The 20219-nt window shown below is 73.0% G+C and carries 24 protein-coding genes and 1 riboswitch; of the genes, 7 read left to right on the top strand and 17 right to left on the bottom strand.

The features are described 5' to 3' along the window. Positions 1–726, top strand: a complete 726-nt coding sequence (locus ACH5AO_RS02315; protein WP_398920891.1) for an ABC transporter permease — start codon at positions 1–3, stop codon at positions 724–726. 482 nt (positions 727–1208) lie between these two features. Here ACH5AO_RS02315 and mug read toward each other — a convergent pair whose 3' ends face one another. From mug to ACH5AO_RS02285, 6 genes are all read right to left on the bottom strand, one after another. Beyond that, a complete protein-coding gene (mug, locus tag ACH5AO_RS02310) occupies positions 1209–1757 on the bottom strand; it encodes a G/U mismatch-specific DNA glycosylase (protein WP_398921085.1) in 549 nt (182 codons plus the stop codon). Then, positions 1754–3196 carry an adenylosuccinate lyase gene (gene purB / locus ACH5AO_RS02305; RefSeq protein WP_398920889.1) on the bottom strand — a complete coding sequence of 481 codons (1443 nt, stop codon included), beginning with the start codon at positions 3194–3196 and terminating at the stop codon, positions 1754–1756. Before purB ends, mug begins: the two co-directional genes overlap by 4 nt. A gap of 72 nt (positions 3197–3268) precedes the next feature. Beyond that, the gene (locus ACH5AO_RS02300; RefSeq protein ID WP_398920887.1) at positions 3269–4051 is read right to left on the bottom strand and encodes an SGNH/GDSL hydrolase family protein; all 783 of its coding nucleotides are present in this window, start codon (positions 4049–4051) and stop codon (positions 3269–3271) included. Positions 4052–4108: 57 nt separating this feature from the next. After that, the gene (locus ACH5AO_RS02295) at positions 4109–5122 is read right to left on the bottom strand and encodes a hemolysin family protein (protein ID WP_398920885.1); all 1014 of its coding nucleotides are present in this window, start codon (positions 5120–5122) and stop codon (positions 4109–4111) included. Further along, complete coding sequence (locus ACH5AO_RS02290) at positions 5119–6501, bottom strand: hemolysin family protein (RefSeq protein WP_398920883.1); 1383 nt, start codon at positions 6499–6501, stop codon at positions 5119–5121. The genes ACH5AO_RS02295 and ACH5AO_RS02290 overlap by 4 nt, the downstream gene beginning before the upstream one ends. A 159-nt stretch (positions 6502–6660) precedes the next feature. Next, positions 6661–7086, bottom strand: a complete 426-nt coding sequence (locus ACH5AO_RS02285; RefSeq protein WP_398920881.1) for a GNAT family N-acetyltransferase — start codon at positions 7084–7086, stop codon at positions 6661–6663. 277 nt (positions 7087–7363) lie between these two features. Here ACH5AO_RS02285 and ACH5AO_RS02280 point away from each other — a divergent pair, with 277 nt between their 5' ends. Further along, positions 7364–7609, top strand: coding sequence for a toxin-antitoxin system HicB family antitoxin (locus tag ACH5AO_RS02280; RefSeq protein WP_398920879.1), 246 nt, complete (start codon positions 7364–7366; stop codon positions 7607–7609). After that, positions 7606–7980 (top strand): fic family toxin-antitoxin system, toxin component, encoded by a 375-nt coding sequence (locus tag ACH5AO_RS02275; RefSeq protein ID WP_217135429.1) that lies wholly within the window; start codon positions 7606–7608, stop codon positions 7978–7980. The genes ACH5AO_RS02280 and ACH5AO_RS02275 overlap by 4 nt, the downstream gene beginning before the upstream one ends. Here ACH5AO_RS02275 and ACH5AO_RS02270 read toward each other — a convergent pair whose 3' ends face one another. The 4 genes from ACH5AO_RS02270 to bioB form a co-directional block, all read right to left on the bottom strand. Continuing rightward, positions 7981–8682 carry a class I SAM-dependent methyltransferase gene (locus tag ACH5AO_RS02270; RefSeq protein WP_398920877.1) on the bottom strand — a complete coding sequence of 234 codons (702 nt, stop codon included), beginning with the start codon at positions 8680–8682 and terminating at the stop codon, positions 7981–7983. 69 nt (positions 8683–8751) lie between these two features. Then, entirely contained in the window at positions 8752–9468 is a 717-nt protein-coding gene (gene bioD, locus ACH5AO_RS02265) for a dethiobiotin synthase (protein WP_398920875.1), read from the bottom strand. Between the two features lies 1 nt (position 9469). Then, positions 9470–10750, bottom strand: a complete 1281-nt coding sequence (locus ACH5AO_RS02260) for an adenosylmethionine--8-amino-7-oxononanoate transaminase (RefSeq protein ID WP_398920873.1) — start codon at positions 10748–10750, stop codon at positions 9470–9472. Further along, positions 10743–11894, bottom strand: coding sequence for a biotin synthase BioB (bioB, locus tag ACH5AO_RS02255; protein WP_398920871.1), 1152 nt, complete (start codon positions 11892–11894; stop codon positions 10743–10745). The genes ACH5AO_RS02260 and bioB overlap by 8 nt, the downstream gene beginning before the upstream one ends. 146 nt (positions 11895–12040) lie before the next feature. Here bioB and ACH5AO_RS02250 point away from each other — a divergent pair, with 146 nt between their 5' ends. Beyond that, positions 12041–13168, top strand: a complete 1128-nt coding sequence (locus tag ACH5AO_RS02250) for an 8-amino-7-oxononanoate synthase (protein ID WP_398920869.1) — start codon at positions 12041–12043, stop codon at positions 13166–13168. Positions 13169–13221: 53 nt separating this feature from the next. Here ACH5AO_RS02250 and ACH5AO_RS02245 read toward each other — a convergent pair whose 3' ends face one another. Both ACH5AO_RS02245 and ACH5AO_RS02240 read right to left on the bottom strand, forming a co-directional pair. Further along, positions 13222–13446, bottom strand: coding sequence for a DUF397 domain-containing protein (locus ACH5AO_RS02245; RefSeq protein ID WP_398920867.1), 225 nt, complete (start codon positions 13444–13446; stop codon positions 13222–13224). Between the two features lie 9 nt (positions 13447–13455). Beyond that, on the bottom strand, positions 13456–14316 hold the full coding sequence (locus tag ACH5AO_RS02240) for a helix-turn-helix domain-containing protein (RefSeq protein WP_398920865.1): 861 nt from the start codon (positions 14314–14316) through the stop codon (positions 13456–13458). Between the two features lie 212 nt (positions 14317–14528). On the opposite strand from ACH5AO_RS02240, the gene ACH5AO_RS02235 reads away from it, so the two are divergent. After that, complete coding sequence (locus tag ACH5AO_RS02235) at positions 14529–14990, top strand: ATP-binding protein (protein ID WP_398920863.1); 462 nt, start codon at positions 14529–14531, stop codon at positions 14988–14990. A 64-nt stretch (positions 14991–15054) separates the two neighbouring features. On the opposite strand, the gene ACH5AO_RS02230 is transcribed toward ACH5AO_RS02235, so the two are convergent. The 3 genes from ACH5AO_RS02230 to ACH5AO_RS02220 all read right to left on the bottom strand — a co-directional run bounded on the left by ACH5AO_RS02230 (position 15055) and on the right by ACH5AO_RS02220 (position 17020). Continuing rightward, positions 15055–15528 (bottom strand): C40 family peptidase, encoded by a 474-nt coding sequence (locus ACH5AO_RS02230; protein ID WP_398920861.1) that lies wholly within the window; start codon positions 15526–15528, stop codon positions 15055–15057. Between the two features lie 3 nt (positions 15529–15531). Further along, positions 15532–15734: riboswitch (cyclic di-AMP (ydaO/yuaA leader) on the bottom strand. A 334-nt stretch (positions 15735–16068) separates the two neighbouring features. Then, on the bottom strand, positions 16069–16377 hold the full coding sequence (locus ACH5AO_RS02225; protein WP_398920859.1) for a hypothetical protein: 309 nt from the start codon (positions 16375–16377) through the stop codon (positions 16069–16071). A 7-nt stretch (positions 16378–16384) separates the two neighbouring features. Further along, entirely contained in the window at positions 16385–17020 is a 636-nt protein-coding gene (locus tag ACH5AO_RS02220) for an ATP-dependent Clp protease proteolytic subunit (RefSeq protein ID WP_398920857.1), read from the bottom strand. Between the two features lie 68 nt (positions 17021–17088). Between ACH5AO_RS02220 and ACH5AO_RS02215 the strand changes: the two genes are divergently transcribed. Further along, on the top strand, positions 17089–17376 hold the full coding sequence (locus ACH5AO_RS02215) for a type II toxin-antitoxin system Phd/YefM family antitoxin (RefSeq protein ID WP_398920855.1): 288 nt from the start codon (positions 17089–17091) through the stop codon (positions 17374–17376). A 90-nt stretch (positions 17377–17466) separates the two neighbouring features. Here ACH5AO_RS02215 and ACH5AO_RS02210 read toward each other — a convergent pair whose 3' ends face one another. Continuing rightward, positions 17467–18468 carry an ABC transporter permease gene (locus tag ACH5AO_RS02210; protein WP_398920853.1) on the bottom strand — a complete coding sequence of 334 codons (1002 nt, stop codon included), beginning with the start codon at positions 18466–18468 and terminating at the stop codon, positions 17467–17469. A gap of 105 nt (positions 18469–18573) precedes the next feature. Here ACH5AO_RS02210 and ACH5AO_RS02205 point away from each other — a divergent pair, with 105 nt between their 5' ends. Further along, positions 18574–19203: a TetR/AcrR family transcriptional regulator gene (locus ACH5AO_RS02205; protein WP_398920851.1), complete on the top strand. Its 630-nt coding sequence runs from the start codon at positions 18574–18576 to the stop codon at positions 19201–19203. A 139-nt stretch (positions 19204–19342) separates the two neighbouring features. On the opposite strand, the gene ACH5AO_RS02200 is transcribed toward ACH5AO_RS02205, so the two are convergent. After that, the gene (locus ACH5AO_RS02200) at positions 19343–20068 is read right to left on the bottom strand and encodes a lysophospholipid acyltransferase family protein (RefSeq protein ID WP_398920848.1); all 726 of its coding nucleotides are present in this window, start codon (positions 20066–20068) and stop codon (positions 19343–19345) included. Positions 20069–20219: the final 151 nt, after the last annotated feature.

Here is a 20219-nt window from a genome sequence, read left to right as displayed (position 1 = left end):
ATGCAGTTCGCACCTGTTCTCCACGCGGAGTGGCTGAAGATCCGCACCGTACGCTCGCTCCCCGGAGCCCTGTTCGCGCTGTTCGCCGCGACCACGGCGTTCTCCGCGATCGCCGGGGTGGACGGCGCGTCGGGCCCGGAGTCCGACCCGCTGTTCACGGCCCTGTCCGGTGTCACGCTGGGACAGATCGCCGCCATCTCCTTCGGCGCCATGGCGGTATCGGCGGAGTACCACGACGGCGCCCTGCGGCTCTCTCTGGCCGCGGTTCCGCGGCGCGGGCGCTGGTTCGCCGCGAAGGTCATGGCGATCGCCGTCCCCACGCTGGTGGTGAGCCTGCTGACCGCGCCGGCCGCTCTCCTCGTGGCACGGGCGGGGCTCGGCGAGGCGGCGAGCGGCCTCACCCCGGCCGAGCAGATCCGGGGCGTCGTGGGCTGCGCCGTCTACCTCACGCTGATGGCCCTGTTCGCCGCGGGCCTCACGACCCTGCTGCGCAGCGGGGTGGCCACGCTGTCCGTGCTGATCCCCTTCATCCTCGTCGTGTCCTTCGTGATCGGCGACGCGGCCGGCACCGTCACCGACTTCCTGCCCGACCGGGCCGGACAGGTGGTCCTCCACGAGACCCACGACGGAACACTGGGCCCCTGGCCGGGGCTGGCGGTCACCGCGCTGTGGACGGCCGCCGCACTGGCGGCCGGGGCGTGGAGCCTGCGCCGCCGCGACGCCTGACCGGAAGCCGGCCGACGCCCCGCCGCCCGCCCGTGCCGACGGGTCCACCGGACCGGTGGACATCGCCCTGCACGCCGCCCTCGTCGACGAGCTGGGCTTCCGCCTCTTCCCCGCGGAGCACGGCCCGTCGGACGTCGGCCTCGGGGGACCGGGCCACCACGTCGCCGTCCTGGGGACCGACGACGGCCCGGACGGGGACCCCGCGCGGCGGGCGGTCCCGGTGGATCGGTTCGAGAAGGACCACGACGCCGTGTACGAGGTGCCAGCCTCCCGCTGGGGAGAAACCGGCTCCTGGAACCCGCGCACCGGGCGGGAGGAGACACCCGGGACGTGGGCCCGGCTCGCTGCCCGCGCCGGCGTGGTCCGGGTGCGGGAGGGGCAGGGCACCGGCTGTCGGGTCGCGGTCGCCGACCGGCACCCGGACGAGGCGATCCGACTGTCGGCGGTGGTCGCGCGAACACCCCCGCCCCGATCACCGGCCGTCACCGCCCGGCCGCGGCCTCCCGCAGTCGGGCGAACTCCTCCGCCAGCGTCGCCGGTGTCCAGTGCGCGTTCAGCCCGCTGGGATTGGGCAGCACCCACACGCGGGTGTCGCCGATGGTCCGTTCCTGCGGCCCGACCCGCGCCTTCCGGTCGTCGAACGCCGCGCGGTACGCGGTGACCCCGACCACGGCCAGCCACCGCGGCCGCAGCCGGGCCACCTTCAGGGCGAGCAGCCGCCCGCCCTCCCGGTACTCCTCGGCGCTCAGCTCGTCGGCCCGCGCGGTCGCCCGCGCCACCACATTGGTGATGCCGAGCCCGTACGACAGCAGCTCCCGCTGCTCGGACGGCCGCAGCAGCCGGGGCGTGAAACCGGAGCGGTGCAGCGCCGGCCAGAAGCGGTTGCCGGGGCGGGCGAAGTGGTGGCCGGTCGCGGCCGTCATTAGACCGGGGTTGATGCCGCAGAACAGCACGCGCAGGCCGTCCGCGACCACGTCCGGTACGAGACGGTCGCGGGCGGCCTCCAGCTCCTCCCGGGTGAAGCGCGTCAGAGGATCGCCCCGGGGGTGTACCCGGCGGCCTCCGGGCGCTGCTTGACGAGCTCGTCGACGCGGCCGACCACGGTGGCGACCTGGTCGCCCGCGGCGCCGGTGAAGGACAGCTTGTCCGCCATCAGCGCCTCCAGCTCCGCGCGGCCGAGCGGCAGCCGCTCGTCGGCGGCGAGCTTGTCGAGCAGGTCGTTGCGCTCGGCCCCCTGCTCCCGCATGGCGAGCGCGGTGGAGACGGCGTTCTCCTTGATCGCCTCGTGCGCGACCTCACGGCCGACTCCCGCGCGCACGGCGCCCATCAGCACCTTGGTGGTGGCGAGGAACGGCAGGTAGCGGTCCAGCTCGCGGGCGACGACCGCCGGGAAGGCGCCGAACTCGTCGAGCACCGTCAGGAACGTCTCCAGCAGACCGTCGAGCGCGAAGAACGCGTCCGGCAGCGCGACCCGGCGCACCACCGAGCAGGACACGTCGCCCTCGTTCCACTGGTCGCCGGCCAGCTCGCCGGTCATCGAGGCGTAGCCGCGCAGGATCACCATCAGGCCGTTGACGCGCTCGCAGGAGCGGGTGTTCATCTTGTGCGGCATCGCGGACGAGCCGACCTGGCCCGGCTTGAAGCCCTCGGTCACCAGCTCGTGCCCGGCCATCAGCCGGATCGTCTTCGCCAGCGACGACGGCGCGGCGGCGAGCTGCACCAGCGCGGTGACGACCTCGTAGTCCAGCGAGCGGGGGTAGACCTGGCCGACGCTGGTGAACGCCTGCGAGAAGCCCAGGTGCCCGGCGACCCGCCGCTCCAGCTCCGCGAGCCTGTCCGCGTCGCCGCCGAGCAGGTCCAGCATGTCCTGCGCGGTGCCGACCGGGCCCTTGACGCCGCGCAGCGGGTAGCGGCCCAGCAGCTCCTCCACCCGGCCGTACGCGACGAGCAGCTCGTCGGCGGCGGTGGCGAACCGCTTGCCGAGGGTGGTGGCCTGCGCGGCCACGTTGTGCGAGCGGCCGGCCATGACCAGCTCGCCGTACTCGCCGGCCAGCTTGCCCAGGCGTGCCAGCACGGCCACCGTACGGTCGCGCATCAGCTCCAGCGAGAGCCGGATCTGCAGCTGCTCGACGTTCTCGGTGAGGTCGCGGGAGGTCATCCCCTTGTGCACGTGCTCGTGCCCGGCGAGGTCGTTGAACTCCTCGATCCGCGCCTTCACGTCGTGCCGGGTGACCTTCTCGCGCTCGGCGATCGAGGCCAGGTCGACGGTGTCGAGGACACGCTCGTAGTCGGCGATCGCCGCGTCGGGCACCTCGATCCCGAGGTCCTTCTGGGCCCGCAGCACGGCGAGCCAGAGCTGCCGCTCCAGCCTCACCTTCTGCTCAGGGGACCAGAGCGTGGCGAGCTCGGCGGAGGCGTAGCGTCCGGCGAGGACGTTCGGGATACGGGGCTTGGCGGGCGCAGCAGTCACGTGTCCGGAGTGTACTGGCGATTCCTGCAGGTCGGCGCCACCGGGTGGCCTGGAGGAAAGTACAAGGAGGCGTTACCGGCCCTCGTACGGCAGCAGCTCGGGCCGCTTCGGCGGCAGGCCGTCGCCGGAGGAGCGGCCGGTGAGGCGGCGGCCGATCCACGGCAGCAGGTGCTGCCGGGCGAACCGGGCGTCCGCGACCCGCCGGGCCATCCAGCGCGGCGGCAGCGTCGCCTCCGGGGGCAGGTGCCACTCGGGGTCCTCCGGTGCGTGGCCCAGCGTCTGCCAGACCGCCTCCGCGACCCTGCGGTGCCCGTCCGCGGTCAGGTGCAGCCGGTCCACGTCCCACAGCCGGGGGTCGGCGAGCGACGGCGCCCCGTACAGGTCGACGACCAGCGCGCCGTGCTTTTCGGCGAGCTCGTCGACGCATTCGAACAGCGCCTCCATGCGCGGGCGGAAGCGCTCCAGGACCGGTCCCTGACGGCCGGGGCTGCGCATCAGCACCAGCTGCCCGCAGTGCGGCGCCAGCCGCTCCACGGCCTCCGTCAGCAGGTCCCGCACCCTCCCCATGTCGCACTTGGGCCGCAGGGTGTCGTTGAGCCCGCCGACCAGGGTGACGACGTCGGCCCGCATGGCGGCGGCGGCCTCGACCTGCTCGTCGACGATCTGCTGGATCAGCTTGCCGCGCACCGCGAGGTTGGCGTACCGGAAACCGGGCGTGACGGCCGCCATCCGCGCGGCGAGGAGGTCGGCCCAGCCCCGGTAGGTGCCGTCGGGGAGGAGGTCCGACATGCCCTCGGTGAAGGAGTCGCCGAGGGCGACGAGGCTGCTGTAGGGAGGAGTGGGATCAGTCTGCATGGCGACACAGATGGTATCCCGCGGCACATACCCGCCGGTCGGTCGCCCTCCCCCGGCTCAGGCCCGCTGTCCGAACAGCTCCTGCAGCACGTCCTCCATGGTCACCAGTCCGGCCAGCCGCCCGTCGGCCCCGAGGACGGCCGCCAGATGCGTGCGGCTGCCCCGCATGGCGGTGAGGACGTCGTCCATCGGCGTGCTCTCCCGCACCCGCGCGATGGGCCGCATGTCGCCCAGCCGGAACGGAAGGTCCCGCGGTGAGGCGTCGAGGGCGTCCTTCACGTGCAGGTAGCCGACGATCCGCCGCTGCTCGTCCACCACCGGGAAGCGGGAGAAACCGAACTCCGCCGACAGCCGCTCCAGCCCCTCCGGGGTGACCCCCACGCTCGCGTAGACGACGCGCTCCAGTGGCATCACCACGTCCCGCACCGGCCGCCGGCCCAGCTCCAGCGCGTCGTGCAGCCGCTCGCGCGCGCGGTCGTCGATGAGGCCCGCCTCGCCGGAGTCCTTCACGATCTGCGCCAGCTCGGAGTCCGAGAAGGACGCGGTGACCTCGTCCCGGGTCTCGACCCGCATCAGCTTCAGCAGCGCGTTGGCGAACGCGTTGACCGTGAAGATCACCGGGCGCAGCGCGCGGGACAGCGCCACCAGCGGCGGACCCAGCATCAGGGCGCTGCGCACCGGCTCGGCGAGCGCGATGTTCTTCGGCACCATCTCGCCGAGCAGCATGTGCAGATACGTCGCGAGCGTCAGCGCGATCACGAACGACACCGCGTGTCCCGCACCCTCCGGGACACCCACCGCGTGGAACACCGGCTCCAGCAGATGCGCGATGGCCGGCTCGGCGACGACGCCGAGGACCAGCGTGCACAGGGTGATGCCGAGCTGCGCGGCCGCCATCAGCGCGGACACGTGCTCCAGACCCCACAGCACGCTCTTCGCGCGCCGGTCGCCCTGGTCGGCGTACGGCTCGATCTGGCTGCGGCGGACCGAGATCAGCGCGAACTCGGCGCCGACGAAGAAGGCGTTGACGACCAGCGTCGCCAGACCGATCAGCAGCTGTACGACGGTCATCGCCGTGCCCCCCTGTCCTCCGTGGTCCCGGCCGTCCGCCGTTCCGTCGCGTGCCGTTCGTCCGCGTCCCGATCGTCGAGGGGCGCGTGCAGCAGGACGCGCGCCGCGCGGTGGCCGGTGGCGTCCACCACGTCCAGACGCCAGCCGGCGACCTCGACGGTGTCGCCGACGGCCGGTATCCGGCCCAGCTCGGCCGCCACGAGCCCGGCCAGGGTCTCGTACGGCCCCTCCGGCGCGCGCAGACCGACCCGGGCGAGCTGGTCCACCCGCGCGAAGCCGTCGGCCGAGAACAGGGAGCGCCCGCTCTCGTCGGTGCCGGCCCGGGCCAGGTCGGGGGTCTCGTGCGGGTCGTGCTCGTCGCGGACCTCGCCGACGACCTCCTCGACGATGTCCTCCAGCGTGGCCACGCCGGCCGTGCCGCCGTACTCGTCGATCACCACGGCCATGGTGCGCCGCCCGGAGAGCCGGTCGAGGAGACGGTCGACGGTGAGCGATCCGGGGACCAGCAGCGGTTCGCGCATCAGCTCCGACACGGGCACCTGGGCCCGGCGCTCCGCGGGCAGCGCCAGTACGTCCTTGACGTGCGCGGTGCCGACGACCGCGTCGAGGGTGTCGCGGTAGACGGGGAACCGGGACAGCCCGGTCGCCCGGGTCACGTTGGCCACGTCCTCACAGGTGGCGTGCACCTCCAGCGCGACGACCTGGACGCGCGGTGTCATCACGTTCTCGGCGGTGAGGTCGGCGAGGTTCAGGGTGCGGACGAAGAGCTCGGCGGTGTCCGGCTCCAGGGCGCCCTCCCGGGCGGAGTGCCGGGCGAGCGCCGCGAGCTCCTGGGGCCCGCGCGCCGACTCCAGCTCCTCGGCGGGCTCCACGCCGATGCGGCGCACGATGCGGTTGGCCGTGTTGTTCAGATGGGTGATGAACGGACGGAAGGCGGCGCTGAACCAGCGCTGCGCGTTGCCCACCCGTCTGGCGACGGCCAGCGGCGAGGAGATCGCCCAGTTCTTGGGCACCAGCTCGCCGACCACCATCAGGAACACCGTCGACAGGGCGGTGCCGATCACCAGGGCGAGGGAGCTCGCCACCGAGGCGGAGACGCCGACGTCCTCCAGCGGGCCCGCGATCAGCGCGGCGATCGACGGCTCGGCCAGCATGCCGACCACCAGGTTGGTGACCGTGATGCCGAGCTGCGCGCCGGAAAGCTGGAAGGTGAGGTTCCGTACGGCCTTGAGGGCGCCCGCGGCCCCTCGCTCGCCGCGCTCGACGGCCCGTTCCAGTTCGGCCCGTTCGACCGTGGTGAGGGAGAACTCGGCCGCGACGAAGGCGCCGCAGGCGAGAGACAGCAGGATCGCCGCCAGAAGGAGGAGCACTTCGGTCATCGGGTCACCTCTGTCCCATGGTCGGACAGGACGGGAACGGATGCGCGATGTCGCGGACCGGAGGGCTCGCCCATGGGCGGACGCACACAACCTTTCATGGAGGACCGAGTGGCCCCACAAGGGTAAAGGATCGGCAAAGGTGTGCTGTCGGGCCGTGGATCACCCGGTGAGGGGCTTCACCCAGCGCCGCCAGCGTTCCTCCCGCGCGTACCCCGCGGAGCCCCAGGCATGATGGGCGGTCCCGTTGCTCTCGAGCACCATCGCGTCCGCGCGGCGCCCGCCGAGCCGTACGAACCGCTCCTCCGCGGCGGTCAGCAGCGCGGAGGCGACGCCCCGGCGGCGACGGTCCGGACGCACCGCCAGCCGGTAGAGGTGGCACCGCCAGCCGTCGAAGCCCGCGATCACCGTGCCGGCCAGTTCACCGCCGCTCTCCGCGAGGATCAGCGCCTCGGGGTCGCGGGCGACCAGCCGCTCCACGCCGTCCCGGTCGTCACTGATGCTCGTGCCCTCGGCGGCCACCTTCCAGAAGGCCAGCACGGTGTCGAGATCCTCGGGCGTCGCGGCCCGTACGCGCAGCTCGGTCATGAGGTGATCACAGCACGCGGGACCGTGCACGACAGGGCATTCCACGATCCGGACCCCGGCCGCGCCGGTCGTCCCGCCCCGCCCCGTCTGTATGCGACGCCCGCGGAGCGGGTCGAAGTGCTTCGATCGTTTTGGCGCCGCGGGCCCGTCTCCACCCCGGATCCGGCTCCTGACGCCGGTGCGAGGACCCGCTCTCCACGCTCTTTGAGCGTCTCCACGTTCTCCGGCCGTGCCGCGGCACTTGCCGCCGCTAGCGTCCCGGCGCTAGCTTCGAGGCATGGCGAAGACCCAGCTGAACGTGCGCGTGGACGAGGGCACCGCCCGCGCGGCAAGGGAACGCGCCCTGGCGCGCGGGATGAGCGTGAACCGCTACATCGAGGAACTGGTCCGGCAGGACACCGGCGAGGCGGGCCGCGCCTTCGTCGACGCCGCCGCCGACTTCATGAAGCAGTACGAGAGCGTCTTCGCCGAGGAGTTCGGCAAGGACCGCGAGGGCGCGCGAAGGCCGCCACTGAGCCGTTGAACGACCTGCGCATCGACCTCGCGTGGCTGCTCATGCTCGCCGAGCGGCAGACCCCGGGAGACCCGCAGGTCACCGACTGGGGCGCCCTCGTCGCCGCCGTCGCACGCCACGAGGCCGAGATCTTCGACGTCCCCGTCTACGACGGCCCGCACGCCCGCGCCGCCTCACTGCTCCAGCTGCTGATCCACATCCCCGCGCTGGAGCGGTCCAACGCCCTGTTCGCCTCCGCCGTCGCGTACGCCTATCTCGTCGCCAGCGGTCTGAAGGTCGTCACCTCACCCGAGCAGGTGCGCGATCTGGCCCGGCTCGTCAAGACCGGCGAGGCGACCGTGGACGACATCGCGGCCGAGCTGCGCCGCTGGTGCGAGTGATCAGCTCCCGCCGGCCGCCGCGTCGCCCGCCGGCCGCCACGCGGTGCCCATGACGCAGTACGAGGTGGGCAACGCCGGCCCCCTGTCCGGCATCAGCACCCGCCGGTAGGGGCCGAGCTCGAACCCCGCCTCGCGCAGCGCGCCGACCGGGTCCCGTGCCACATGGCAGCCGCCGGCCAGCGCCGGCCACACCGTCCGGTCCAGCGCCCGCTGGGTGAGGCGCATGACCGGGCCGCCGCCCCGGCCGTGCTCGAAGAACCGCACCTCGCCGCCCGGCCGCAGCACCCGCCGCAGCTCCGCGAGCGCCCGCGGCACGTCCCGGACGCTGCACAGCACCAGGGAGAGCACCGCCGCGTCGAACGCCTCGCTCTTGACCGGCAGCGCCTCCGCCGCGCCCGGTGCCACGTCCACCGGCACCTGGGCGCGCAGAGCGGCCTCCACGGCCAGTGCCCGCAGCCCGCGCTCCGGTTCGACGGCGACGATCTCCGAGACGGTGCCCGGGTAGTGCGCGAAGTTCAGACCGTTGCCCGCGCCGATCTCGATCACCCGGCCGGACAGCCCGCCGAGCAGTGCGCGCCGTACCTCGGCCATTCCCGCGCGGGTCTCGGCGGCGACGCTGAGCCGGGCGTAGCACCGCGCGAACACCGGATGGTGCACGGCGTCCCGCTCCACCTTCGTGGACCGGCCGGACGGCAGCTGCATGAGGGCCTCCCCCAGGACGGGCCTACGCCGATTCTCCCCCGAACGGGCGCCCCGTACCCCCGCCCGCCGTCAGGGCGCCTCGCGCACCCGGAACGCCTCCGCGTCCCAGGTCCCCTCGAGGCGGGGCGCCAGCCAGTGCGGTGCCGAGGCCCGGAACCCGGCGGGGTCCAGCGCGCCCGCCCCGGCCGGTACGGCGCCCAGCAGCGGGACACCGGTCACGTCCGGCAGGTCCAGCAGGTTGCACCGCGAGGCCAGGTCGGGCTCGGCGGGCCAGCTGCCGATCACCACACCCGCCAGGTCCAGCCCCCGGCCGCGCAGCTCACGGGCCGTCAGCTCCGTGACGTTCAGGGTGCCGAGCCCGGCCGACGCCACCACCAGCACCGGCGCGGACAGCAGCGCCGCCGCGTCCGCCAGCGTCCCGCCGGCCGCGTCGAACCGTACGAGCAGCCCGCCCGCGCCCTCCACCAGCACCAGATCGTGCTCCGTGGCCAGCTTGGCGGCCCGCTCCGCGACCTCGTGCGGATGCACCGGCGCCCGGCCGGCCCGGCGGGCCGCCGTGGCCGGCGCCAGCGGATCCGGGTACCGGGCCAGTTCGGCCGTCGTCACCGCACCGGCGAGCCGCGCCACCTCCTCGGCGTCCCCGGCCTCGTCCGGCCGCACCCCCGTCTGCGCCGCCTTCAGCACGGCCACCGACCGGCCGGCCGCCAGCGCCGTCGCGGCGAGGGCGGCCGTCACCACCGTCTTGCCGACCTCGGTGCCCGTGCCCGTGATCACCCACACCGGCATGTCATCCCTCCTTCGCCGCCGCGCACACCGCGCGGGCGATGCGCGCCACGTCCGCGTCACCCGTGACGTACGGCGGCATGGTGTAGATCAGATCGCGGAACGGCCGCAGCCACACGCCCTCGCGCACGGCGGCCTCCGTGGCCGCCCGCAGGTCGACGGCGTGATCGAGCTGGACGACCCCGATGGCACCGAGCACCCGCACGTCCCGCACCCCGGACAGTCCGGCCGCCGGTGCCAGCCCCTCCCGCAGGCCCGTCTCGATCCGCCCGACCTCCGCGCGCCAGTCCTGGCCGAGCAGCAGCTCGACGGAGGCGCAGGCCACGGCCGACGCCAGCGGATTGCCCATGAACGTCGGACCGTGCGCCAGCACCGGCACCTCGCCGCGCGAGATGCCCTCGGCCACCCGCGCGGTGCACAGCGTCGCCGCCATGGTCAGGTAACCGCCGGTCAGCGCCTTGCCCACACACATCACATCCGGCGTCACCGCCGCGTGCTCCGCCGCGAACAGGGCGCCCGTACGTCCGAACCCGGTCGCGATCTCGTCGAACACCAGCAGCACGCCGTGCGCGTCGCACGCCTCGCGCAGCACCCGCAGGTACGCGGGGGAGTGGAACCGCATCCCGCCCGCGCCCTGCACCACCGGTTCCACGATCACCGCGGCCAGCTCGCCGGCGTGCCGCTCGACCGTCTCCCGCAGATGGCGGGCGTAGGGCTCCTCGTACTCCGCGGGCGGGGCCTCGGCGAACACCTGGCGCGGCAGTACCCCGGACCACAGCTCGTGCATCCCGCCCTCGGGGTCGCACACCGACATCGGCTGCCAGGTGTCGCCGTGGTAGCCGCCCCGCCAGGTCAGCAGCCGCCGCTTCTCCGGCCGGCCCAGCGAGCGCCAGTACTGCAGGCACATCTTGACCGCGACCTCGACCGACACCGATCCGGAGTCGGCGAGGAACACGTGCTCCAGACCCTCCGGAGACATGTCGACAAGGAGCTTCGCCAGCCGCACGGCGGGCTCGTGGGTGAGCCCGCCGAACATCACGTGGCTCATCCGCTCCAGCTGCCCGCGCGCGGCCTCGTTGAGCACCGGGTGGTTGTAGCCGTGGATCGCCGACCACCAGGACGACATCCCGTCGACCAGTTCGCCCGAGCCGTCGGCGAGTCTCAGCCGCACCCCGCTCGCCGACTCCACGACGAGCGGTTCCTGACGGCCCGGCATGGGCCCGTACGGGTGCCAGACGTGCCGCCGGTCCAGCTCCAGCAGTTCGGCGACGGACCGCTCAGGCATTGGGCGCGAGGTCCGTTCCGGCTCCCCGGCGGCGGACGGCGACCAGATCGGGACGTGGCTCCCCGTCCGCGCCCCCGCGGGACTGCGAGACCGCCGGACCGCACCCTCCGCCGCCCTCGTGGGAGCCGCAGCCGCCGCCCGCGCGGTGCTCGGGCAGCGTCACCTCACCGGCGCCCTCCACCTCGAACCCGGCGTCCGCGATCATCTCCAGGTCCGCCTTGCCGGCCTGGCCCTCGCTGGTGAGGTAGTCGCCGAGGAAGATCGAGTTGGCCAGGTGCAGCGCGAGCGGCTGCATGGTGCGCAGGTGCACCTCACGGCCGCCGGCGATCCGCACCTCGACGTCCGGGCAGACGAACCGCACCATCGCCAGGATGCGCAGACACCGCTGCGGGGTCAGGTTCCACTCCTCGGCGAGCGGCGTCCCCTCGAACGGGATCAGGAAGTTGACCGGCACCGAGTCCGGGTCCAGCTCGCGCAGCGAGAAGACCACGTCGACCAGGTCCTCGTCGGTCTCGCCCATGCCGGCGATCAGCCCGGAGCAGGCGGACAGACCGGCCGCGTGCGCCTTCCGCACGGTGTCCACCCGGTCGGCGTACGTGTGCGTGGTCGTGATGTCCCCGTACGTCGACTCGGACGTGTTGAGGTTGTGGTTGTAGGCGTCCGCGCCCGCCTCGCGCAGCCGCTCCGCCTGGCCGTCGGAGAGCAGGCCGAGACAGGCGCACACCTCGACGTCCTCGTTCTGCTCCTTGATGGCCCTGATGGTGTCGGAGACCCGGTCCACGTCACGGTCGGTCGGACCCCGGCCGCTGGCCACCAGGCACACCCGTTTGGCGCCGCCCGCGAGTCCGGCGGCGGCCGCCTGGGACGCCTGGTCCGGCTTGAGCCAGGTGTACTTCAGGATGTCGGCCTTGGAACCGAGCCGCTGGGAACAGTAGGAGCAGTCCTCCGGGCACAGGCCGGACTTGAGGTTGACGAGATAGTTGAGCTTCACCCGTCGGCCGAACCAGTGCCGCCGCACCTTCCCGGCCGCGGCCACCACATCGAGCAGGTCGTCGTCGGACGTCGAGAGGACGGCCAGAGCTTCCCCGCGGGTCGGCGTCTCGCGCCGAAGCCCCTTGTCCACCAGCGTGTTCAGCAGGTCCATGGGAGCCGATCCTGTCCTACCCGACCGGCCCGGGCCAAGGTGGGTTCGTACAACAGGGGCACTTCGATGTGTGGGTATCACCACACAGTGGTCCGTCCGGCCTCCCGCTAATGTCTGTGCACTGCCTACAAAAACCCGGAGGACCCATGGCGTTCGGCTGGATCGACGAGCAGGCGGAACTGCGCCGCCGGGCCGGACTCGTACGCACCCTGCGTCCCCGGGCCGCCGACACGCCGTTGCTCGATCTGGCGAGCAACGACTACCTGGGCCTGGCCCGGCATCCGGAGGTCACCGAGGGCGCCGCGCGGGCCGCGCGGACCTGGGGCGGCGGGGCGACGGGCTCCCGGCTCGTCACCGGCACCACCGGCCTCCACACCGAACTGGAACGCGAACTGGCCGCCTTCTGCGGCTTCGAGGCGGCCCTGGTCTTCTCCTCCGGTTACGCGGCCAACCTCGCCGCCGTCACCGCGCTGGCCCCGCACGGCTCCAGGATCGTCTCCGACGCGGGCAACCACGCCTCGCTGATCGACGGTTGCCGGCTGGCCCGCGGTACGACACAGGTCGTGGCGCACTCCGATCCCGACGCCGTGCGCAAGGCGCTGGACGGGCACGACGGACCCGCGGTCGCGGTGTCCGACACGGTGTTCTCGGTGGACGGCGACGCCGCCCCGCTCACCGGGCTCGCCGCGGCGTGCCGGGAGCACGGCGCGGGTCTGGTGCTCGACGACGCGCACGGTCTCGGCGTGCTCGGTGACGGCGGGCGCGGGGCCCCGCACGCGGCGGGGCTGGCGGGCGCCGGCGACGTCGTCGTGACGGTGACGCTGTCCAAGTCGCTCGGCAGCCAGGGCGGAGCGGTGCTCGGCCCGGCCCGGGTGGTCGAACACCTGGTCAACGCGGCCCGCACGTTCATCTTCGACACGGGACTCGCCCCCGCCGCCGCGGGCGCGGCCCTGGCGGCCCTGCGGCTGCTGCGCCGCGAACCCGGGCGCGCGGCACGGGCGGGCGAGGTGGCGCGGGAACTGCACGACCGGCTGACGGCCGCGGGTCTGGAAGCGGTGCGTCCGGACGCCGCGGTCGTCTCCGTGCGTGCTCCTTCCCCGGAGCGGGCCGTGCGATGGGCGGCCGACTGCCGGGCGGCCGGCCTGTCCGTGGGCTGCTTCCGTCCTCCTTCCGTGCCCGACGGCGTTTCACGGCTCAGACTGACCGCCCGCGCGGACCTGTCCGGGGCGGAGATCGAACGCGCTGTACGGGTGATCGGCGAGACGCGGCCATGAGTCGGCGGGACACGGCCGTGCGTCGCCCGACGACGGGCTGACCGGTCGGCTCGTCAGCCGACCGCGGTCACGAACTCCGTCCAGCTGGCGGGGGAGAAGAGCAGCGCGGGCCCGTCCGGGGCCTTGGAGTCGCGTACGGCGAGCAGTCCGGCCAGGGGGCCGGCGGCCGGACGGGCCGTCTCCACACAGTTGTTCGCCCCCGTGCTGTAGCTGCTGCGCAGCCACCTCACATCGTGCGGTACGAGGCCGGAAGGGATGGTCCGAGGCGGTACGGGCATCGTGCCTCCTTACGCGCCGGCGGCTGCGCCGGCGATGAAATCCAACGAGTCCTCGGGTGAAAGGGCGTGGATCGAGAGGGCGTCGAAGGCCTCCGAGTACACCCGGAGGTCTTCTTTCCGCTCCAGATGGAGGCTACTCGTCAAGTGGTCGAGAACAACCACGTCCAGATCAGAAGTGCGCGAAAATGAAAAGATTACGAAAGGACCGGTCATGCCGATGTGGGCGCCGGCGCCGAACGGCAGGACCTGCAAGCGCACTTGGGGGAGGAGGGCCGCCTCGACCAGCCGGTTCAGCTGTCGGGCCATCACGCCGGGGCCGCCGACCTCCCGGCGCAGCACCGCCTCGTCCAGGACCGCGCTCAGTTCCAGCGGCGGCGTCGCCCGCAGCACGTCCTGCCGGGCCAGCCGCACCTCCACCAGCGCGTCCAGCCGCTCCTCCGACGCGTCCTCCAGGGCCGCCTCCGTCACCGCGCGCGCGTACTCCGGCGTCTGCAGCAGTCCCGGGATCACCGTGGTCTCCAGGGTGCGCATCGTGCTCGCCTGCGACTCCAGACTGATGAAGTCCCGGTAGGTCGGCGGCAGTACACCGCGGTAGGCGTGCCACCAGTGGTGCCGTCCGTCCCCGTCGCCGGAGCCCGACAGCACCAGCAGCAACTCCCGCAACTGCGGGTCGGTCACGCCGTAGACGTCGAGCAGTAACCGCACGTCGGGCGGTTTCACCCCGCTCGTGCCCGTCTCGATCCGGCTCACCTTCGACTGGTGCCAGCCCGCGAGGCGGGCCGCCTCGCCGCTGGTGAGTCCCGCCGAGGTGCGCAGCGCGCGCAGTTCGGCGCCCAGTTTCCGGCGGCGCACCGCGGGACCGTGCTGCATGGGCTACTCCTTACTCCTTCCGAGTCGCCCGGATACGGTCTCCCGTCGCAGAGTTCACCGCTTCGGGCGACAGATATATGCACATCTTGGCGGATCGCCGTCCTGCGCCGCGCGGTGATGGCAGTCTGGCGGTGAAGCACCAGTGCGGGACCGTACTCGAACCATCCGCTCCGTGTCGGACCCCGGTCCCGTGGGAAAGGGACGACGTCGCCATGGCAGACCATCTGGAAGCATCCGTCACTCTGCCGAGCGATCCCGCCTCGGTCTCGGCCGCCCGCGCCCATGTGGTGGGCGCACTGGAGGAATGGGGCGTGCCGGCGGACACGGAACTGTGCGAAACGGTCCGGCTGATCGTCTCCGAACTCGCCACCAACGCCGTGCAGCACACGTTCGGGCAGTCGCCCACGTTCACCGTGGACGTCGTCCTGGTCCAGGACGAACGATTGCACATCGGTGTCACGGACAGCCACCCGCGGCTCCCCAAGCGGCTGCCCGCGGCGGTCCAGCAGGACAACGGCCGCGGGCTGGTCATCATCCGCTGGCTGACCGCGGAACGCGGCGGCAGGCTCAGAGTGCGCCCCACGCGTGAGGGCGGCAAGACCGTGTCGGTCGAACTGCCGTGGACCGCCCGGGCCGCCGAAGCGGCCACGGCGGCTGGACAGCAGGAGCAGTAGGAGCCGCCTCGGCCGAAGGAGGCGGGAGCGGCGGCGCGGCGGGCCGCCGCCCCCGTCCCCGCGGTCACTTCACCCGGCCGTACCAGACGCTGCGGGTCCAGATCTTCTGCAGGCGCACCACGTCCCCGGTCTTCGGGGCGTGCCAGATCTTGCCCTTACCCGCGTAGATGCCGACGTGGTAGACGTAGCCACCCGAATGGAAGAACACCAGGTCCCCCGCCCTGCGGCTCCCGGCGGAGATGTGGCGCGTCTTGTTGTACTGCTGGGCGGCGGTGCGCGGCAGCTTCTTGCCCGCCTTCTTGAACGAATACAGCGTCAGACCCGAGCAGTCGAACCTGTACGGCCCCGTGGCGCCCCACTTGTAGGGCGAGCCCTGCTTGGAGGCGGCGATGCGCAGCGCCTTGGTGGCCGGGCTCGCGGCGGCCGCCTCCGAGGCGGCTCCGGGGACCACGATGGAGCCGCCCACCGCGGCCAGGGTGAGGGCCGAGGCCGTGCCGGCCCGGGCCATGAGAGACGGGACACGATTGAGCGCAGTCATGCGCAACCCTTCGTCAGCCGCCTGTGAAGGATGACCTGTCGGATTCGGGCTGGCGAAGTGGCCCGGCCGCACGCGTGCGGCTTCACCCCAAGGGCTGCTCGGAACTGACGTCCCGGCGGCCCGTCGTGCTTGGGTCCTCCACTCCTGCCGATCCACTCCTGTCGACCGGTCATCCGGGCGGCGGCAGGACTCGGCGTCCGCCCGGATCGCCCCGCCGCGGCGGCGGGGTCTTGTCGTCAGTCAGGGATCTTGGCTCATGACGCGGTCGAAATCCCAACGGAACGTGGGGTTTGTGTTGTTACTCACCACTCATCCGATCGGGTGGACACTTCTCCGTCCTGGTCCCCGCCGGGCGTCCGGGGAGCCCCGGACCAGGGGTGAAAAGCGCCGTTCCGGTCGTGCGGTACGCGCGCTGCGCAACTTCGAAGGCCCGAAAACAGCAGGTTCGTCTACGCCGGACGGGGGTACGCCGTTTGGTCCGTTTCAACCCCGGCAAGGGCGCACTGTCCACCGGGGCCGCAGTCCGGGGGTCCGCGGACGTCAACTGCCGGGGTCCGGCGGCAGGGTGACCCGGGCCGTGCGCCGCTCGCCGTCCAGCACCCGCAGGGCCCGGGCCAGCGTGCCGGAGTGCAGTTCGCTCTCGCCGCGCTGGTGCATCAGGGCCAGCGCGTCGCGCAGCGCGACGGCCTTGCCGACCAGTGCCTGAGCGGCGCGCAGTCCGCGATAGGTGTCACCGCCCAGGGCCGGGTTGACCCGGCCGAGCAGGTCGACGGCCTCGAGGTAACGGTCGATCAACTCGGCCTCCGCGCGGGTCAGCGCGGGCAGCGGCGGCAGCTCCGGTGGCAGCATCCGCGGCTCACCTCGGGCCGGGAGCGGAAGGCGCGCTCCTGTGGCCGGGCACGATCCGGTCCGCCAGGCCGTACTCCACCGCCGCCCGCGCGTCGAGGACCTTGTCCCGCTCGACGTCCGCCCTGACCTGTTCCGGGGTGCGGCCCGTGTGCCGGACCAGGATCTCCTCCATCCGCGACCGGACGCGGGCCAACTCCTCCGCCTGGATCGCCAGATCGCCGGCCTGCCCCTCGACCGGCTCCGGGAGGGAGGGCTCGCGGAGCACCAGACGGGAACCGGGCAGCAGCAGTCGCTTGCCCGGGGTGCCGGCGGCCGGCAGCAGCGCGGCGGCGCCCTCCGCCCGGCCCAGGCAGACCGTCTCCACGTCGCAGGTGACGTAGCGCAGCGTGTCGTAGATCGCCGACATCGCGTGAAAGGAGCCGCCGGGGGAGTTGACGTAGAGCGAGATGTCCCGGTCGGGAGAGTGGTGCTCCAGGTACATGATCTGCGCCATCACGTCGTTGGCGGAGGTCTCGTCGATCCGTGTCCCGAGGATGACGATCCGCTCCTCGAGCAGCTTCGAGTAGGGATCCGTCGTCCGGCTCCCGGCTGCCGTGCGTTCGGTGAGCCCGGGCAGGACGTGACGGGCGGACGGTCGGGTCATGAGAGCTCCTCCTGTCTGGTCGCCTCTGTAAAAAATGTACAGGACGTACGTGACGTTATGATGGGGTCATGGCCTACGAGATTCCGGTCACCCGAGCCAGGGCTGAGCTCGCCGACCTCATCAACCGTGTGGTGTATGGCGGTGAGCACGTCGTCGTGACCCGGCACGGAAAGCCCCTGGTCGCCCTCGTGTCCGCCGATGACCTGCGACGACTCGAAGAACTCGGGGAGGCGCCGGAGTCCGCCGAGGAGCAGGTGATCAGCACGGTGGCCGGTGTCCGCGAGGTCGCGTCCGCTCCTCGCGAACGGCAGCGCTTCGGCATCGCGGCGGAGCACCGGGGGACGGCCACGTCGTAGGCCCTCACGACGGAACCGCGCACCCCGTCCGTCACGGCGTGGGATGCGCGGTCGTTCCGTACGGCCGGAGGACGGCCCTCGTGGGGCCGGTCAGCCGGCGGGGGCCGGCTCCGGCTCGACGGCGGGCTCCGCGTTCCCCGCGCGCTCCTTCGGCGCACGGCCGAGGAGTACGGCGCCCAGGCCCAGCGCCGCCCACCAGGTCAGCGTCAGGGCGGGGCCGGCCGCCGCCGCGCCGTCGAAGAAGGACACCGAGCGCAGCAGCGACACGCCCGCTCCCGGCGGCAGCCACTGGCCGATAGCCCCGGCCGGCTCGGGCAGCATCTCCGGCGCCGAGGACGCCCCCGAGAAGGGGTTGCCGAGCAGCATGATCACAAGGCCGCCGAGCGCGATGCCGGCCCGTCCGAGCAGCGCGGAGAGTCCGGCGACCGCCGCGCCCATGGCCAGTGCGGCCAGCGCGAACGTGCCGGCCACGGTCCACCGGTTCCCCGGAACGGCGTCCAGCCAGCTGTGCGCCAGCACCGTGGCCACCGCGCCGACCAGGGCGGCGGACCCGGCCAGCGCGGCCACCGCGCGGGCACCGCGCAGCCCCAGCAGCGTCACCGCGGTGCCGGCGCCGATCCCGGCCAGGGCCAGCGGCAGCACGCTCGTGTTCAGGACCGCGCCGCGCGGATCCCCCTCGGGGGCGGGCACCACGTCCACGGTGGCGACCCGGCCGCCCGGGGCGGAGGCGTGGGAGGTCACCGCCTGCTGCAGCAACTGGGCCACGACCGGGCTCGCGGCGGACGCGGTGAGCAGTTTCGGCCCCCGCGCGGTGACGACGACCGCGCCGTACACCTCGCGGTCCTCGACCGCTTCCCGGGCGGCGGCCTCGTCGGCGTAGTGGCGGAGGTCGAAGGCGCCCTCCCGGCTCCCCAGCCGCTGCTCCACCGGTGCGGTCGCCGCGGTGGGGCCGGCGACGCCGAGCGGCAGGTCGCGGGGCGCCGTACGGGCCGCGGGCCAGGCGAAGGCCCAGAGCGCCAGCGCCACCAGGGCGGGGACCAGCAGTGTCACGGCGACGACGCGGCGGTGTGACGACAGTGAGGAGGGGGACATGACGACTCCCACGGTAAAAAGAAGGATCGTTCGTTTTTCGTTACCGTCACCGTCCCGCTCCACCCGCTCCTTGTCAAGAAGGAATGTTCGTTTTAGATTGCGGCCATGGCCCGCGTATCCCAGGAACACCTCGACGCCCGCCGCCGCCAGATCCTCGACGGCGCCGCGTCCTGCTTCGCCCGCAACGGCTTCCACGCCACCTCGATGCAGGACGTCCTCAAGGAGGCGGACCTCTCCGCGGGCGCCGTCTATCGGTACTTCCGCGGGAAGGACGAGCTGATCGCCGCGATCGCGACCGAAGTGCTCGACACGGTGCGCGGTATCTTCCACGGGGCAGCCCTGGAGAGCCCGCCGCCGACCCCCGAGATCCTCGTTCCGCGCGCCCTGGCCCAGATGCGGGAGCGGCGGCCGATGATGTCGGGCGACGGTGAGTGGATGTTCCCGCGGCTGATGATCCAGGTGTGGAGCGAGAGCACGCGCAGTCCCGAACTGGCGGCCGTGCTGGGGGAGGGGTACCGGCACGCCCGCGCGGCCTGGGGGCGGATGGTGGAGAGCTACAAGGACGCCGGTCTGGTGGACGCCGACGCCGACGCCGACGCCATGGCGCGGGCGTTGATCGCGCTCGTGCAGGGCTTCGCCGTCCAGACGGCCCTCTTCGGTGAAATCTCCGAACGGACGCTGGTCGACGGCCTGCGGGCACTGACGACGATGCGCCCGGCCGAAGACGGCGGCTGACGGCCCGGCCGGTCGCCCCCTGTGTCGACGACCGGGTGGACACCCGCCTGCTCACCGGCGAGGCGGGCCGGTCCGACGCGACCTGCGCACCGCACGCCACGCCGGAGCCGTAGCCCCCGCCCCCGTGTGCGCGGCAGGATCAGCTCAGCGGCGTGCGCGGGAAGCGGCGCCCGGTCTCCGCCTCGCGCGTCGCGTCCTCCGCCTTGGCGACGGCCGCGTACTGGTCGACGTACTCCTGCTCGGACAGGGTGAGGATGGCGTACATGATCTCGTCGGTGACGGCGCGCAGGACCGCCTTCTGGTTCTCCATCCCCGCGTAGCGCGAGAAGTCCAGCGGCTCGCCGAAGCGGATCACCACCGGGTGGATGCGGGGGATCTTCCTTCCGGGCGGCTGGGCCTCGAAGGTGCCGATCATCGCGCAGGGGATCACCGGGACGCCCGCCTTGAGGGCCATCACCGCGACGCCGACCTTGCCCTTGTAGAGGCGGCCGTCGTGCGAGCGCGTGCCCTCCGGGTAGATGCCGAGCAGTTCCCCCTTGTCCAGTACGCCGAGGCCCTCCCGGATGGCGGCCTGCCCGGCCTCCTTGCCGGAGCGGTCGACGGGGATCTGTCCCGCGCTGTGGAAGAAGAACGCCGTCAGCCGGCCCTTCAGGCCGGGACCGGTGAAGTACTCGGCCTTGGCGAGGAAGGTGATGCGCCGCTTGAGCACGGCCGGCATCAGGAAGTGGTCCGAGAACGACAGGTGGTTCCCCGCGACGATGGCGGCGCCGGACGACGGCACGTGCTCGAGGCCCTCTATGCGCGGCCGGAAGAGCAGACGCAGCAGCGGGCCCAGCAGCACGTACTTGAGCAGGTGGTAGAACAAGGACACGCTCCTCGACTCCGGCGGACGGGCGGTGCCACCGCGCCCCGGCGGGCCGTCCGGCACGTCGTGGGGTGCCAGTCTAGGTCCGGGCGCCCCGGCCCGACACCACGTCCGACGCGACGGAACGCGCCGGGCCGGGGTGTTGAGAGCC

This window comes from Streptomyces sp. NPDC018964 (assembly GCF_044390325.1).
GTDB lineage: Bacteria > Actinomycetota > Actinomycetes > Streptomycetales > Streptomycetaceae > Streptomyces.
The sequence above is the reverse complement of the archived record's forward strand: the minus strand, read 5'-3'. Positions and strand labels throughout refer to the sequence as shown.

Bases quoted from the DNA above. Each gene is read 5' to 3' on its own strand.
- ACH5AO_RS02315 (WP_398920891.1), top strand. From the start codon at position 1: ATGCAGTTCGCACCTGTTCTCCACGCGGAGTGGCTGAAGATCCGCACC.
- ACH5AO_RS02300 (WP_398920887.1), bottom strand. From the start codon at position 4,051: ATGCAGACTGATCCCACTCCTCCCTACAGCAGCCTCGTCGCCCTCGGC.
- ACH5AO_RS02295 (WP_398920885.1), bottom strand. From the start codon at position 5,122: ATGACCGTCGTACAGCTGCTGATCGGTCTGGCGACGCTGGTCGTCAAC.
- ACH5AO_RS02290 (WP_398920883.1), bottom strand. From the start codon at position 6,501: ATGACCGAAGTGCTCCTCCTTCTGGCGGCGATCCTGCTGTCTCTCGCC.
- ACH5AO_RS02285 (WP_398920881.1), bottom strand. From the start codon at position 7,086: ATGACCGAGCTGCGCGTACGGGCCGCGACGCCCGAGGATCTCGACACC.
- ACH5AO_RS02280 (WP_398920879.1), top strand. From the start codon at position 7,364: ATGGCGAAGACCCAGCTGAACGTGCGCGTGGACGAGGGCACCGCCCGC.
- ACH5AO_RS02270 (WP_398920877.1), bottom strand. From the start codon at position 8,682: ATGCAGCTGCCGTCCGGCCGGTCCACGAAGGTGGAGCGGGACGCCGTG.
- bioD (WP_398920875.1), bottom strand. From the start codon at position 9,468: ATGCCGGTGTGGGTGATCACGGGCACGGGCACCGAGGTCGGCAAGACG.
- ACH5AO_RS02260 (WP_398920873.1), bottom strand. From the start codon at position 10,750: ATGCCTGAGCGGTCCGTCGCCGAACTGCTGGAGCTGGACCGGCGGCAC.
- bioB (WP_398920871.1), bottom strand. From the start codon at position 11,894: ATGGACCTGCTGAACACGCTGGTGGACAAGGGGCTTCGGCGCGAGACG.
- ACH5AO_RS02250 (WP_398920869.1), top strand. From the start codon at position 12,041: ATGGCGTTCGGCTGGATCGACGAGCAGGCGGAACTGCGCCGCCGGGCC.
- ACH5AO_RS02245 (WP_398920867.1), bottom strand. From the start codon at position 13,446: ATGCCCGTACCGCCTCGGACCATCCCTTCCGGCCTCGTACCGCACGAT.
- ACH5AO_RS02240 (WP_398920865.1), bottom strand. From the start codon at position 14,316: ATGCAGCACGGTCCCGCGGTGCGCCGCCGGAAACTGGGCGCCGAACTG.
- ACH5AO_RS02235 (WP_398920863.1), top strand. From the start codon at position 14,529: ATGGCAGACCATCTGGAAGCATCCGTCACTCTGCCGAGCGATCCCGCC.
- ACH5AO_RS02230 (WP_398920861.1), bottom strand. From the start codon at position 15,528: ATGACTGCGCTCAATCGTGTCCCGTCTCTCATGGCCCGGGCCGGCACG.
- ACH5AO_RS02225 (WP_398920859.1), bottom strand. From the start codon at position 16,377: ATGCTGCCACCGGAGCTGCCGCCGCTGCCCGCGCTGACCCGCGCGGAG.
- ACH5AO_RS02220 (WP_398920857.1), bottom strand. From the start codon at position 17,020: ATGACCCGACCGTCCGCCCGTCACGTCCTGCCCGGGCTCACCGAACGC.
- ACH5AO_RS02215 (WP_398920855.1), top strand. From the start codon at position 17,089: ATGGCCTACGAGATTCCGGTCACCCGAGCCAGGGCTGAGCTCGCCGAC.
- ACH5AO_RS02210 (WP_398920853.1), bottom strand. From the start codon at position 18,468: ATGTCCCCCTCCTCACTGTCGTCACACCGCCGCGTCGTCGCCGTGACA.
- ACH5AO_RS02205 (WP_398920851.1), top strand. From the start codon at position 18,574: ATGGCCCGCGTATCCCAGGAACACCTCGACGCCCGCCGCCGCCAGATC.